We start from the raw sequence: 13466 nt of genomic DNA, 5'->3' as shown, positions 1-13466 counted from the left end.
TGAAAAAGACGGGTGTCGACAGTCTGGAGAGCTGTCGACCTCCTCGATACGCTCGGTGTGGTTCGAGTGCGTGAGACACCACAGCGAAACTGCGTTTCGATCGATCTGACTCGGCTACAGAAGGACGATCCCATCCTTGCTATCGAACAGACCGAATTCCACGAGCCAGTTCGGGCGTTCGTCGGCCGCGTTCGAGAGCAGACCGAAAAAACGGACGACGTCTCCTCCGTCGAAGCCGCATCGCTCAACTGAACGCAAATATATGAAGCTCACAAAGATATATTGCATTTGAAATCGTAGTAGCAACTATGACGGAGTTTGACCCGGCGCCGGAGCCATCAGCCACCGAGCGGCGGTGGCAGCAGGACGAAGATACGTTTAGTCGTGTCTACGATGTTGCCATGGGAATTACCTCGCCCACCCCTGCAGCCGAAATTGCAGATATTGCAGGTTGCTCTCCAAACACTGCAAAAAAGCATCTTGACCGGTTGGTAGACATGGGCATCGTCAGTGTGACCCGTACTGGTCGATCCACGCAGTACGAACGTAACGAGGGATATCTAGAATGGCAAGATGCCAGTCGGATTGCGAACGAACTGACTGTCGAGGAGATTATCGAACGGGTCGGTGAACTTGAAGACGAACGGGCCAATTATGAAGAAGAATTTGAAGCTACCGATCCAGCTGCTGTGAGCGTGTACGATGACGCCAGCCACGAGACGATTCATGACCGGATGGCTGCAGTCAGTGAGTGGCGTGGTGTGATTCGAGACATTCGACTGTACGAACTCGCCCGTCAGCTCGCAGAGAACGATGGACATCTCATCCCAGCATAGATGGAGCCAGACCCAGCAGATTCGAATGCAGGGTCACCAGGTCCACCCGACCGACAGACGCTACAGCTTTTAGACCGGCACCTTCGAACTGAGACACTCATTGTGGAGACGGAATTCGATCCAGACACCTATGAACCTCGCCTCCTTCACGCCCTATTTGACGCGGGACAGTATCCTGAAGCCGTCGTAGCTGCTCGACTCGATATTCGCTGGTTCACGACGGGAGATTTTTCGTTCCACTACATCGAAACGCATCAGGATGATAGCCGATGGGAGTGTCGCTGGGATCGTCATCCCAATCCACACAATGCACGACTGCACTTTCACCAACCGCCAACTGCAATAGAGGCTACCGATTTGTCACTGTCATCGCGCCATCCGCTGGACGTCTATTCTACTGTGCTTGATGCTATCGAAGGACGTATCAAATCGCTTTGGGAGAAGTGACTTTATTGCAGTGTTGAGACGACCGGGATTCTACTGGGGGTGTCACTGTCCGGTAGCGGGCTACGTTTCGGGGAAACTGACACCGGGAATGGGCCCCGCAGACGGCAGGATTAACAGGTTGCTTCCAGTCTTGGTCTCGTGTCATGCCTTCCTTTCAGTGGCGACCAGAAGCCTCTCTCTGTACAGTGGTATCAGCAGCGGCAGAAGAGTCTACTCGGAGACGACTTCCGCGTCTTCAGGCGGCTCGATCTCGATAGCCTCGGCTCCGCGATCGATTTCTTCCGGAGTTGTCCCCGTCGCCTCGGCGAGCACTTCACTCAGCTCGTCGTGAGAGAGGGGCTTGGGGTCGTTCGTCTCGGAGTCGGTCGCCATGATAGCTCTACTAGAGCGTCTAGGCTCGAGGGTTATGACGTTACGTACTGGATTCGAGCCTCCATCTGGCCACTATCGAGGCGCTCCTGGCGAGATGTCTCCGTTGTAGACATCGATGAAGTACTGTGCCTCGTCGGCGAGGGGACTCCACACACCGGCGGATGACGGCTCCTCGGTTTTGGGGAGTCCTCCGTGGCGAGGGTGGACTTTCGTCATGCTCCCATCCGGCCGTCGGACGTCGATGTGGAGCCCCTCCCGATAGACATCGTGGCCGCCCCCCGACGTTTCGTTGTGGTCGAACCGAGCGATGACTGTCCACTGGGGCGTATCCGGGAGGTTGATGTAGTGGAGCTGAACTAGAAACCGCGGGACGTGGTTCTCCTGCTGATCAAACCCGACCGTGATTCGGCAGTCGCTTCGCCCGGCGCTGACCGTCTTCGATGTATCATAGTTTGAGGGCTCCAGTGACCGGGTCATCTACGGATTCGACCACTCTTGCGAGCGGTTTTAGCCTGTCGTCTTCGGAGCCATCTACCGGCTGACGCCAACAGAAGGTTACCGTCAGTCATTGTTGATTTCAGAGTGTCGCTCGGACAGCGTGTTTGAGTGTATCTCGCTCCGGTTTTTCGGTATAGTTTCCGCCGAAGCTGGAACGTTCTGAGATACTGTGTCAGCTTGTCCTCCTTGACTCCACAGCGACTCCTCAGCAGTATCAACAATCTCCTACGCAAGAGCGATTGAAGTAACTCGTGAACTCACCCTGGGGTCAAGCCCCGGGGCAGTCGCCTTGTACCGCCTGTACAACAGTGTCCGAGACTTGGATGGCTGAGATCTAATAGCAAATACAAGGGTCTCAAGGTATATACAGCCATTCGACTTTTCTTTCCAATCGCATCAGACGGAAAGTTGAAGTACCGTCCCTAAGAACGCGACTAGCGTCAAGAGAGGAACACACGATACCCACTGCTGATGGGTATTAGAAGCAGGAAACAAAGGGGCTGTTAATTCAGCCCCTTGGTTGGACACCTCCTGCTTCTGAGGCCCCGATAATAAGCGTTTCCCCACGACCAGAGACATCGCTGCGTCGCTGCGGGACTCGTCGACTGTCCGAATCCACGCTCATCGTCCACCAAGAGCTGTGCGTGGACCTTCGCTGTCGAGGGGTTCCACAGCACTCGTCCCGGCAGCCGGGCAGTCTCTGGTCCTGCCCGCGCCGTGGTCGGCAAGACCTGGTTCGATTCCAGACGCAGGCCTGCAGTATGCACCTGGCTGTTCCCTACAGCGAGAGGGCGAATCGGCATCAAACGACTGGCGAAAGCACGTCAACGGAGGTGGACCCGGATGTGTGAGGACTGTCTGACCCGCGAGGAGGTTGAGGAGATTGTCGCCGAGGAGACGGCCGAGCTTCGAGCAGAACTTGAGGGGGAACGCGAACAACGGAAAGCGGCCGAGGCCGAACGCGATCGCCTCCAGGAGCGCGTCGACGAACTCGAAGCCCGTGCCTACATCGACTGGGACAGTGGCGACGAGCGTGATATCCAGATTGTCGCGACCGATGGAACTCGGTACCCACTCGGACGGGCAGTGAAAACGAAAGTCGCAGAGACCGATCTTCAGGAGCGCCTCGACGACCTTCGCGACCGACTCGCCGAAGGCGACCTCGCGGAAGCAGAGCCGGAGCCAGAGTCACCGACGATCGAGACCGAGACCCCACTGGAGGACATCGTCGCCTTGCCCGAATCGGTCGCCGAAACCGAGCTCTCGGCCAACCAGCAGCGTGCTCGGTTCCTTGCAAGGGATGTCCGCGACTACGCCGACAAGGCCCCAGCTGGCTGGTGTCTCACTGCCGGCCAGGTCGGGACAGTGCTGAAGGCCGGGCTGGACATCACGCCACATAGTGAGACCGTCCGGCGGGTGATCCAGATCCTCGAAGACCTTTGCGACGACGCGGCGACCGTCCGGAAGCGACGGGGCGAGAAACGCATCGTCTTCGACGAAGATCTCGTGCAACGCCTCGAACGACAGCAGGCTAACGACGGTGTGAGGACGGCACCAGCATAGGAGTGTGAGGAACGCCACGATTCCGCCAGGACTCTGGCTAGGCCAACGCTAACCATTGACCGTACCGCCGCATTCTCCCCCTCTCGCTAGCAACAGCACTCGAGAACCGCTTGTGCCGGACAGTCGTGTCAACGGCTGTCCGCACAGAATTCCTTGGAACGGACAGGTTTCTGTCCCTCACAGCAGTGTGAGGCGGCAGAGGTGGTCAAACAGATCACCCGGGTCTTAGCGGGGAAGTCCCAGTATCTATTAATGGATTCTCGCGACGTTTCAAAGAGTTAGTGACTCGCGTTTAGGTATCCTCACGAAGGGCTGGGGATATCTCCTCGATGGCCCTGACAAACTCCTCCGGTCGTTGGGAGCCGATCAGGATTGTCCGTCCATCCGTCCGCTCGATCCAGACGCCACGATTGCCACTGACGTTGTATGCGATTTTCCCAGGCGCCCACCGAATGCCCCAGCCACCGAACTCACCGATTGGGCTGTATTCTGTAGATTCGTATGACTCGGTTTCCGCCCACGAAATGCGACGGAAGGAACGATGCAGGGGCCACATCTCGACATAGATGCCGTCGGCTCTCACTTCGGTCCGGAGACGAAGACTGTAGACCAGGCCTGCAACCAGGATGACGATCACGAGTCCTCCCCACGAAATGGGCCCTAACACAAGCAGCAACAGTGCCACTCCCCCGAGCAGCGCCCAGAGCCACGGCTGACGAAATCGCTGTACTTCCTGAAACAGTGGGTCTTGTTCCATGGATAGGTCACACCAAATTGGTGCTACTCGGTAATGGTTTCTCCGGCCAGTGTGATTCGATTGTGCCAGTTATACGCTGTTCAAAACTGTCGTGTCACCTGATGGCACACCGTCGATACTCTGAATGCAGGTGCTGCGCGATATAGTACTGAAACCAACTGAACCGTTCCACAAGCGGGTCCACGAGGGGTGGATAGAACGAGATGGCTTCCACGGTCGGTTCGTGATCACGCATTCGCCCGACGAGATAGAACCGCTGCTGAAATATCGGGTAACCTTCACCCACGGGCGACTTGAGGGGTTTGAACGGGTTTGGTTAGAGTCTCCCCATCCCTTGCAAATACCCGGTTCGGGACAATCTTAACGACGCTCTCAGGACTCGTTCAAACAGGGCAACTCCCAGTGAGGATGCTTCGTCACCACTCCAGATAGAGCATTTCGGATATGAACATTGAACAGCAGTCCATCGAGGAACAGACTCTTGACTCGGTCTTTATGTTGGCCCATGTACTGTCGTAGGAAACGAATACACCCGTGGAAGTTCCACAAATTGTTGGTTTTGGGACCATTGGCAGGGAGATCTTGCCTCTTCGCCTCTATAGCTACCGCTCAGCGGTGTCCACAATCTTCTACGCGAACAATGCTCGCGACGATATCGGTGGAATCAGCGCACTCAAGGAGTTGATCAGTACAGCTGTCGTTCCTTTTCCTCTCGTTCCTCGTCGCGTTGCTGCTGTGCCTTCTGGCGGCGGCGGCCGCGTCTGTATTGGATGACGCCCGGGATGATCGTGTTTTTCAGATCCAGAACGAACGACACGAAGCCGTACGCCCAGAAGAAAAACAGGACCAGCATCAGGCTCCACCAGAGGGTACCAGGCATTGTGTGTTAGTCGTCGGATTCCGCCTCGCTGCCGGCTGTCGCGCCGCCGGCTCCGATCGGTTCGAGCTTGTGGACGATCGCGTCACCCGAGGCGGAGTCGAACAGGTGGACGTTCCGCCTGTCGATGACGACCTCGACGTCTTCGTCCTCGGCGATCGCCGAATCGGGGTCGATGCTCATCAGCAGTTGGTCGTCGGTCGTCCGCTCTTGATCCATCGAGGTCTCCCCTTCGCCTAGCAGCAAGTAGGCGAAGATCTCGTCGCCCATCGGTTCCAGGATGTCCGTCCGTGTCGGGATCGGCATCGACGGGTCGGGAACCTCGCTTCGTTCCTGGGACGGATAGATGTCCTCCGGTCGGATGCCGATCGTCAGATCGTCACCGACACCGACGCCCTCGACGGTCGTCGGATCGAACTCTAGGGTAAAGTTCGGCGTCTCCAGCGCGTTCTCCGAGACCGTCGCCGAGACGAAGTTCATCGACGGCGAGCCGATGAACCCGGCCACGAAGAGGTTGTCGGGCTCGTTGTAGCAGGTCAGCGGCGGTGCGATCTGCTGGAGACTCCCCGCGTTGAGGACGGCGATCCGGTCCGAGAGGGTCATCGCCTCTTCCTGGTCATGGGTGACGTAGATGATCGTGGTGTCCAGTTCCTTGTGGAGGCGCTGAAGTTCGGTCCGCATGTGGACTTTCAGCTTCGCGTCGAGGTTCGCCAGTGGCTCGTCCATCAGGAACACGTCCGGTTCGCGGACGATCGCCCGGGCGATCGCGACACGCTGGCGCTGGCCGCCGGACATCTCTTCGGGCATCCGCCCGAGCATCCCTTCGAGTTGGACGATGTCGGCCGCTCGCTCGACGCGGCGGTCGATCTCGTCTTGGGGATAGTCTCGGAGTCGGAGGCCGAAGCTGATGTTGTCGTAGACGTCCATGTGGGGGAACAGCGCGATGTTCTGGAACACCATCGCGATGCCCCGGTCTTTCGGCGGGAGGTTCGTCACCTCCCGGTCGCCGATGAATATCTGCCCCTCGGAGGGGATTGTCAGCCCGGCGATCGTCTCCATGGTCGTCGATTTCCCACAGCCGGACGGACCGACGAAACAGATGAACTCGCCGTGGTCGATGTCGAGGTTCATGTCGTCGACCGCGGTGACTACTTCACCTTGATCGTCGTAGCGTTTCGTGACGTGTTCGAGTTTGACTCGTGCCATTGTGTTACTCCTTGAGTGCTCCTGAGGTCAGTCCGCTGACGATGCGTTCCTGTGCGACGACGACGAGGATGACGACGGGGAGGACCCCGACGATACTCGCAGCCGCCATGAGGTTGTACTGGGTGGTGTACTGGGTCTGGTAGCTGAGTATCCCGCCGACGATCGGTGACCACTTCGCCGCCTCGGGCGAGGTAGCCATGATCGAACTGAAGAAATACTCGTTGTACACCGCGATAAAGGTCAGCACGGAGGCCGTCGCCACACCCGGCGCCGACAGCGGCATGATGACCCGGAACAGCGCGCCGAGTCGCGTCGTCCCCTCGACGCGTGCTGCGTCCTCTAACCCGTCGGGAATCTGCCCGTAGAAGGTCGTGAGGATGAAAATCGACAGCGGCATGAACAGTGCGCTGAAGGGAAGAATCATCGATCCCGGCGTGTTCAACAGTCTCGGCGGCGTGAACAGCGGTATCTGTGTGAACGGCAGTAACAACGGCTCGTTGCCCGCGAAGGCCTTGAACAGCGGGATGACGAACGCCGCCGGCGGGAAGTAGCTGATCGCCAGGATACCCAGCATCAGGAGCGCACGGCCGGGGAATCGGAGTCGACCGAAGACGTATCCCGCGAGACTCGCGACGATCAAGACGATGATGGTCGTGGTGACCGCCAGCGCGAAGCTGTTCAGCATGTACAGGTGGAACGGTACCTGTTCGAAGACCGTGATGAACGCTTCCGGATTGAACCCCTTCGGCGTCGGCAGGGGGATGGTGAACCCACCGAGCTGGGGCAGGAAACTCCCGGCCAGGAGGTTCCCTTCCGGCGTGACTGCCAGCACGGCCAGCCAGTAGAAGGGGAACAGCGTCGTCACGAGGAAAAACACCATCGCGGCGTAGAACAGTGACCTGTAGAGGCCTTCGGGGTTGGCTATCACTCGTTTGGCCCAGCCACTGATCCCGCCTTCGTCACTCGCGTCGGTGTTGCCAGTTGTCGTTGCCATGTTAGATCGCGTCCTCCCCTTGCCAGAGGATAATTCCCATCACCACGATTCCGATGATCGCCGCAGTGACGAACGCGATGGAGGCGGACACGCCCTCACGCGTCGTGAACGTTGCCACGACCATACAGGACAGCGACGGAACGACGGTACAACTCGACACGGTGTCGATGATACCGTAGACCCGCATCGCCTGCACGGAGCGGAACAGTACGGCGATCCCGATGGTGGGCAGGATCAGCGGGAAGGTGATGTACTTGAACTGCTGCCACTTGGTCGCGCCCGCGACCTTCGCGACGTTGTAGAGGCCGCGGTCGATGCTCTGGAGCCCGGCGAGTATCAATAGCGCCATGAACGCCGAGGTCTTCCAGATGTCAGCGACGATGATGATAAACACTGCACTGGCGGTGTCGTTGAGCGTGTTCGTCGGCGCTAATAACCCAAGATCCGCGAGGAACGGCGTCGCGAACCCGATGTTGGAGTTGAACATCAGGAAGAAGATCATCCCCTGGATAACGACCGGGACTGCCCACGGGATGATGATGGCCGCGCGGATCCACCGACGCCCGTAGAAGTCCTGATTGAGGATGAGCGCCTGTCCCAGCCCGATCAGGGTCTCGAAGAGGACGCTCACCACGGCGAAGACGATCGTGACGACCAGGGCGCTGTTGAGCATCCCGGTCAGTGTTAGCTCGGTCGGGAGGAAGGAGGTCCCACCGGGGAGGTACCGATCCAGCTCACCGGTGAACAGCTCGACGTAGTTCCCGACTCCCACGAAGGTCGTCGAGGAGAAGTCCGTCGAGAGACGGAACAGCGACAGCTCGAAGGTCCTGAGCAGTGGGTACAGCGCGACGATACCCAACAGGACGAACACTGGGACCAGTAACAGATACGCATATTGGGTGTCGCTCAAGTTCTCCATTCGCCGAGTCAGTTCAACAAGGATACCAGAGCGGCGTGATTCCCTGGACTGGCGGGTCGATGCCTCTGGGCTCACGGATTGCCTCCCGCTAGTGTCGTTCGCATAATGGTGTTGAGTGAGTAAAATCCAACCGCAGCTCAGGTGCTGCTCTCAGTTTGCTTCAGCCGGGACTGGAGAGTGGCCATCGCTTCTGCGGAGGATACATCCTGATTGACCGCGCGGTTGGCTTGCTGGGAAATATTGCTGGATTGATCGCTCCAGACCGATGTGACAGGGCGAGCCATCGTGTTCTCACCGGCCACGCGGAGCGTCTCCATGTAATTGCCCATCGGATCGATGTTCGCCGCTTCGCTGGAGTTGAACAGGCTTCCCCGTGGCGGCAGCCATCCCTCCATTTCTAATAGGAACAGTTGGAACGCTTCGCTCATCGTCGCCTCGATAACCTGAGTGACTGCATCGAGTTTCTCGCTGTAAGGGTTGACAGTAATGTGCCAACCACCCAGTGCGGACGTCGTCCCTCCAGTACCCGGGAACTCCGCGTTGCTTTCCGAGACCGCGTAGGGAATCGGCATCGTTCCAAGGTCGTCGCCGAACTCCGAGGCGGCCTGATTGATGGCGTATGGCCAGTTCCGGTGGAAGAGCGCGTTCCCGTCGAGGAACGGGGCAAGCGATCCGTCCTCAATCCACCCGAGGATCTCCGTCGGGGTGAACCCGCCGCCGTACCCTTGGAGTTTGTCGAAGTCCTCGTCGTGAACGAACTTCCGCATCATGTTCAGCGAATCGATAACCGGCTGGGAATCGACGGTGACGGGCCGGTCGCCAACCGGGCCAAAGAGGTTCTCGCGACCGCCGAAGTAGGCGCCACCCCACGAAGACAGGACTTCGTTGAACGTACAGCAGGCGGTTCCCTCGTAGATATCCCACTGGGTCGTAAAGCCGTACTCGACATCCATCGCGTCAACCGTGTCCGCCGCGACGTTCGACCACTCCTCCCAGGTCATCGGCTCTGTGGCCCAATTCTCCGACTCGGGGCTGTAGCCGGCTTGCTCGACGAGGTCCTTTCGGTACAGCATCGTCGGGTAATCGGGGTAGAGTGGCACGCCAAAGAGGTCGCCACTCGACGGGTCAATAGCTGTCTCGGTGAAGCCACTGAAATACTCCTCGTCGATCGTCGAGAGCATCTCCTCGGTCAGGAGCTCCGAGAGGTTGGCAAGTTGGCCCCTCTGGATGAAGATGTTCACCCACCCGTTGTCCATCATGAACAGGTCAGGTTTGGTCTCCTGTGAGCCCAGAAGCCGGTTGTAGTTGGCCCGTCGCTTGCCGCTATCGGGTTGGCCCTGTTCGAACTCGATTTGGATATCGTCTGAAAGCCCACCCTCGTCATGAAGTGCGTCACGAACCTGATCAGCGTGGTCCTGGACCACCGTCGCATCGAAACCCCACGAGACGGTCGTTGATCCGCTGTTCCCGGCATCACCGGCCTGTGTTCCGTTATCGTTCGCGTTGCCATCACCATCGTTCGAGGAACTCGCACAGCCTGCGAGACCAGCAATCCCCGAGACGCCAACTCCCGTGACGAACCGTCGCCGCGAGATGCTGCTTCGCTTTCCATCCGTTTTCGAGTATTCTGACATTGTCCGCTTTGTCAATCAAAATACGCACACTTATACTTTAGGGATTTAAATTGAGATATCACAAGAACTTTATCTGCAGTTCGCCCCACCTCTGGTATGGGACTCCGACGGTCACTTGATGACTACAAGCAAAACAGAGACACAGAGGACCGATTTCCTGGTGAGCGGCGCACGCAATTGGGACAGTTTACTGGATCGGAACGGCGACTCGTCCACGTTAGTCCGGATGGGTCACTGCGAGACTATTCGTATCCACTCTCCGGGCTCCACGGAATCTCTGCATCCCGGTTCGGTGTTCAGGTCGACGGGAGAGTCACATGGTTTGATGCCAACGACGGAGCAACACAGACAGCCGAAGGAGCTTCGTTCGTCGAGACGATCCACAGTTTCGAGCGGTTCGATATTGTACAGCGCGATTTCACCGATACTCTCTCACACGTAACCGTGTTCGAACTCCGAGGTGAGGCCCCTGACCGACTCGAAATCGTCGGATTCGTCGAATTCACCCCGGAGGGACAGGAAGGGCGAATCGGACAGTTGATTCACGACGGCGAGACTGTGGAACTGTATCATAACAGAGAACACGACTATCTCGGCGCGTCGACGGAACTGGAAGTTACACCACAGGTGTTAGAGACATTCGACGAGATTCTGGCCGACGAACCACAGTCGTTCCCACGAGAGGATGCTGCCGAGAGCTATGAGGGAAGCCGTCTTACAGGGGGTGTGAGTTTCCGTGCCGAACTCAAAAATGGACGGACGACCATCGTTACGACACTGTCGGACATCGAAGAACAACCACGGTCGGCCGGCCTCGAACAGGTCGGTAACCAGATACAGCATTATAGCTCCTCGAATTCGTTTACTGCCAAACAACGACCAGAACCGCTTACCGATGATACGAACCGGCTTGTCGAAACGGATCTAACTGTCCTCGATCTCCTTTCGGCACCGACGGGTGCTCGGATAGCAGGTCCCGATTTCGATCCACATTACCAGTACTCCGGCGGGTACGGGTACACATGGTTTCGGGACGACGGAGAGATCTCGATGTTCCTGTTGGAGGCTGGCGAGAGACTTGGCCTCGATGTGGCGGAACAACACCGGAAGAGCGCCCAGTTGTATCTCCGGACGCAGCTGGCTGATGGGCGGTGGCCCCATCGTGTGTGGCCAATGAATGGCCGCCTGGCACCTGGATGGGCAAACGGCCACCTCGAGGGATCTGAAACGCAATATCAAGCTGACCAGACAGCGAGTGTCCTTATTTTCCTCGCGAACTACCTCTCTTCACACCACGGATCACTCCCTGAAGACACGATTCGAGATATCGAAACGGCCTTGGAGTTGGGGATAGAAGGGATGGACCTCTCGCTGGAGGCAGATGGGTTACCGACTGAATGCGAAAACGCTTGGGAGAATATGAATGGTCGGTTTACTCATACAGCTGCGAAATTTCTGCATGCCTATAGCGCAATTGCGACCACACCACTAAATACGTCGGTCCGAGACCACGCTACAACGCAGGCTGAACACATTTATAATGCCCTCAAGACGATGTGGTGTCCCGACCGGGGCATCTACGTGCTTCGACTGGATGAAGGCGAACTGGACGTGCGAGTCGACAGTAACACGTTTTCGTTGATCGACGCACATCTAGCCTACGAAGACGTAGGTGATGTCAGTGACGAGCGACGCCGTCGGCTCGGCACTCACCTCGAAACAGCGTTTGACTGTCTTTGGACGGAGACAGATAGCATCCAAGGGTTAGTGCGGTTCGAAGACGATACGTGGCGGCGACGCGACCAGTCGAGTGAGAAAGTGTGGACCGTCTCGACTGGTTGGGGCGCGTATGCCGCTGAAAAGGCTATCCGACTGGGAGTATCGGACCACGGATTTGACCCTACAGTATGGTCAGATAGACTGTTCACTGAGATCGACCTCTCCGGGTCGCTTTGTCTCCGCTCTGGATACCTGCCCGAACAGTTCTTTGACTCTGGTAAGCCAGACAGCGCAACGCCACTTGGCTGGTCTCACGCGATCCGCCTCGCAACGTATGCGGCACGGAGTACTCGGGAAGCGAAAGCCGAATCGGGGCAAACGTCAAGTAACTACTGAAGAGTCATTGGCGCCACAGCTGTGTCGATACTAACCTTTATCCCCGGTATCTGTCCAACGGTTGGATATGGTGGAGGACAACATTGTCGACGAACTCACTCGCTTCGGTCTATCGGAGAAGGAAGCACTCGCTTACGTCTCGGTCCTCCAGAACGGGTCGACGACGATGCGTGTGGTCTCTGAAGAGACAGATATCTCGAAGAGTTACGCGTACGATATTGTCGGAAAACTAGAGGAACGTGAGCTCATTGAAATCGACGATCACGTCCAACCGACACAGCTACGGGCGATCCCTCCCTCGGAAGGCATCGAAAACCTTGTTTCACAGTTGCACAGCATCGAGACGCAATTAGATGACCTATTCGATTCAGAGAGCTACGAACAACAAAAGTTCAGTATCATCAAATCACGTCGAACGATACTCACGCAACTCGTTGATCTAATCGACTCCGCGACCGACGAAATTGTTCTTGCGCTTCCTGCCTCGGTACTCCATCGGGTTGAGGACTCCCTTCGGGACGCACAGGAACGTGGCGTCTTCTGTATGCTGTTGGTGACTGAATATGATGATGAGGTCGAAATTAGCGATTCGATAGCAAACGTGGTACAGACGTGGGACGCACCTGCACCAGTCACCCTCACTATCGACCGATCAGATGGCATCGTCTCGTCAGCTGATGCCGTATTGAACTCGAATTCGGACGAGTACGCGATATACCATGCGGAAGAACAGATCGTTTCCTCGCTGTTCGACTCGTTTATCGCGAATTACTGGCTGATGGGAGAGCAGCGACACGCTGCACAGAAGGGATCGCTGCCGGCAACGTTCACCAGTTTCCGTCCTGCGGTGTTCGAAGCGGCGCTGTACTTGATGGATGAACAGCCACTTACTGCTGAAATGGAGGTTCGGCCGACACAAAGTGACGACTCCTTCGAGATAGTTGAGGGAACCATCGTGGAGGTAAAACAGAGCATCGTGCGGCCATTCTCGAACGAGTTCCCGACACAGGAATCGTTCGTCGTCGAAACGCCGGACGGTACGTTCACCGTTGGGGGTGCCAAGGCGTTTATTGAGGACTTCGAAGCACGGAACATCACGTTGAAACGAGAGCCTGATAGGTGAGTACTCGGGACCAACGAACTGAAAAGTACAGTTTATCGAATTTTCAGGATGAGGAGACGTTTCGCGCATCGATCTCCTCGACCCTAATGCGGCTCATCAGGTGACTGGCTGGTAAACGCTTACAG

13 protein-coding genes and 2 pseudogenes are annotated in these 13466 nt (G+C 57.3%); 6 read left to right on the top strand and 9 right to left on the bottom strand.

Annotated elements, in window-relative coordinates; genetic code table 11:
- Positions 1-15: 15 nt before the first annotated feature.
- The 3 genes and pseudogenes from P0204_RS19395 to P0204_RS19385 form a co-directional block, all read left to right on the top strand.
- Positions 16-231, top strand: a pseudogene (locus P0204_RS19395) (DNA polymerase subunit beta); the annotation flags it as partial.
- Positions 232-308: 77 nt separating this feature from the next.
- Positions 309-836 (top strand): winged helix-turn-helix domain-containing protein, encoded by a 528-nt coding sequence (locus P0204_RS19390; RefSeq protein ID WP_276224028.1) that lies wholly within the window; start codon positions 309-311, stop codon positions 834-836.
- Complete coding sequence (locus tag P0204_RS19385) at positions 837-1283, top strand: toxin-antitoxin system TumE family protein (RefSeq protein ID WP_276224026.1); 447 nt, start codon at positions 837-839, stop codon at positions 1281-1283.
- 210 nt (positions 1284-1493) lie between these two features.
- On the opposite strand, the gene P0204_RS19380 is transcribed toward P0204_RS19385, so the two are convergent.
- From P0204_RS19380 to P0204_RS19370, 3 genes and pseudogenes are all read right to left on the bottom strand, one after another.
- Complete coding sequence (locus P0204_RS19380; protein ID WP_276224025.1) at positions 1494-1655, bottom strand: hypothetical protein; 162 nt, start codon at positions 1653-1655, stop codon at positions 1494-1496.
- A 72-nt stretch (positions 1656-1727) separates the two neighbouring features.
- On the bottom strand, positions 1728-2132 hold the full coding sequence (locus tag P0204_RS19375; protein ID WP_276224023.1) for a DUF7718 family protein: 405 nt from the start codon (positions 2130-2132) through the stop codon (positions 1728-1730).
- A gap of 100 nt (positions 2133-2232) precedes the next feature.
- Positions 2233-2347, bottom strand: a pseudogene (locus P0204_RS19370) (IS1595 family transposase); the annotation flags it as partial.
- A 649-nt stretch (positions 2348-2996) separates the two neighbouring features.
- Here P0204_RS19370 and P0204_RS19365 point away from each other — a divergent pair.
- The gene (locus P0204_RS19365; protein WP_276224021.1) at positions 2997-3716 is read left to right on the top strand and encodes a hypothetical protein; all 720 of its coding nucleotides are present in this window, start codon (positions 2997-2999) and stop codon (positions 3714-3716) included.
- A gap of 292 nt (positions 3717-4008) precedes the next feature.
- Here P0204_RS19365 and P0204_RS19360 read toward each other — a convergent pair whose 3' ends face one another.
- From P0204_RS19360 to P0204_RS19335, 6 genes are all read right to left on the bottom strand, one after another.
- The gene (locus P0204_RS19360; RefSeq protein ID WP_276224019.1) at positions 4009-4473 is read right to left on the bottom strand and encodes a hypothetical protein; all 465 of its coding nucleotides are present in this window, start codon (positions 4471-4473) and stop codon (positions 4009-4011) included.
- A gap of 685 nt (positions 4474-5158) precedes the next feature.
- Positions 5159-5353, bottom strand: coding sequence for a DUF8005 family protein (locus tag P0204_RS19355; protein WP_276221563.1), 195 nt, complete (start codon positions 5351-5353; stop codon positions 5159-5161).
- Positions 5354-5359: 6 nt separating this feature from the next.
- A complete protein-coding gene (locus P0204_RS19350; RefSeq protein ID WP_276221561.1) occupies positions 5360-6556 on the bottom strand; it encodes an ABC transporter ATP-binding protein in 1197 nt (398 codons plus the stop codon).
- A gap of 4 nt (positions 6557-6560) precedes the next feature.
- Positions 6561-7550, bottom strand: coding sequence for a carbohydrate ABC transporter permease (locus P0204_RS19345; protein WP_276221559.1), 990 nt, complete (start codon positions 7548-7550; stop codon positions 6561-6563).
- A gap of 1 nt (position 7551) precedes the next feature.
- Positions 7552-8469, bottom strand: a complete 918-nt coding sequence (locus tag P0204_RS19340; protein ID WP_276224018.1) for a carbohydrate ABC transporter permease — start codon at positions 8467-8469, stop codon at positions 7552-7554.
- A 137-nt stretch (positions 8470-8606) separates the two neighbouring features.
- Positions 8607-10103 carry an extracellular solute-binding protein gene (locus P0204_RS19335; RefSeq protein WP_276224017.1) on the bottom strand — a complete coding sequence of 499 codons (1497 nt, stop codon included), beginning with the start codon at positions 10101-10103 and terminating at the stop codon, positions 8607-8609.
- Positions 10104-10199: 96 nt separating this feature from the next.
- Between P0204_RS19335 and P0204_RS19330 the strand changes: the two genes are divergently transcribed.
- Both P0204_RS19330 and P0204_RS19325 read left to right on the top strand, forming a co-directional pair.
- A complete protein-coding gene (locus tag P0204_RS19330) occupies positions 10200-12218 on the top strand; it encodes a DUF7997 domain-containing protein (protein WP_276224016.1) in 2019 nt (672 codons plus the stop codon).
- Between the two features lie 67 nt (positions 12219-12285).
- Complete coding sequence (locus tag P0204_RS19325) at positions 12286-13341, top strand: TrmB family transcriptional regulator (RefSeq protein WP_276224014.1); 1056 nt, start codon at positions 12286-12288, stop codon at positions 13339-13341.
- Positions 13342-13466: the final 125 nt, after the last annotated feature.

The sequence above is a fragment of the Haloarcula halophila genome, from assembly GCF_029278565.1.
Lineage (GTDB): Archaea > Halobacteriota > Halobacteria > Halobacteriales > Haloarculaceae > Haloarcula > Haloarcula halophila.
Note: the sequence above shows the minus strand (reverse complement) of the source record. Positions and strands in the feature narration are given on the sequence as shown.

What these genes read in the sequence shown, in the direction of transcription:
- P0204_RS19390 (WP_276224028.1), top strand. Translation starts at nt 309, where the DNA reads ATGACGGAGTTTGACCCGGCGCCGGAGCCATCAGCCACCGAGCGGCGG.
- P0204_RS19385 (WP_276224026.1), top strand. Translation starts at nt 837, where the DNA reads ATGGAGCCAGACCCAGCAGATTCGAATGCAGGGTCACCAGGTCCACCC.
- P0204_RS19380 (WP_276224025.1), bottom strand. Translation starts at nt 1,655, where the DNA reads ATGGCGACCGACTCCGAGACGAACGACCCCAAGCCCCTCTCTCACGAC.
- P0204_RS19375 (WP_276224023.1), bottom strand. Translation starts at nt 2,132, where the DNA reads ATGACCCGGTCACTGGAGCCCTCAAACTATGATACATCGAAGACGGTC.
- P0204_RS19365 (WP_276224021.1), top strand. Translation starts at nt 2,997, where the DNA reads ATGTGTGAGGACTGTCTGACCCGCGAGGAGGTTGAGGAGATTGTCGCC.
- P0204_RS19360 (WP_276224019.1), bottom strand. Translation starts at nt 4,473, where the DNA reads ATGGAACAAGACCCACTGTTTCAGGAAGTACAGCGATTTCGTCAGCCG.
- P0204_RS19355 (WP_276221563.1), bottom strand. Translation starts at nt 5,353, where the DNA reads ATGCCTGGTACCCTCTGGTGGAGCCTGATGCTGGTCCTGTTTTTCTTC.
- P0204_RS19350 (WP_276221561.1), bottom strand. Translation starts at nt 6,556, where the DNA reads ATGGCACGAGTCAAACTCGAACACGTCACGAAACGCTACGACGATCAA.
- P0204_RS19345 (WP_276221559.1), bottom strand. Translation starts at nt 7,550, where the DNA reads ATGGCAACGACAACTGGCAACACCGACGCGAGTGACGAAGGCGGGATC.
- P0204_RS19340 (WP_276224018.1), bottom strand. Translation starts at nt 8,469, where the DNA reads ATGGAGAACTTGAGCGACACCCAATATGCGTATCTGTTACTGGTCCCA.
- P0204_RS19335 (WP_276224017.1), bottom strand. Translation starts at nt 10,103, where the DNA reads ATGTCAGAATACTCGAAAACGGATGGAAAGCGAAGCAGCATCTCGCGG.
- P0204_RS19330 (WP_276224016.1), top strand. Translation starts at nt 10,200, where the DNA reads ATGGGACTCCGACGGTCACTTGATGACTACAAGCAAAACAGAGACACA.
- P0204_RS19325 (WP_276224014.1), top strand. Translation starts at nt 12,286, where the DNA reads ATGGTGGAGGACAACATTGTCGACGAACTCACTCGCTTCGGTCTATCG.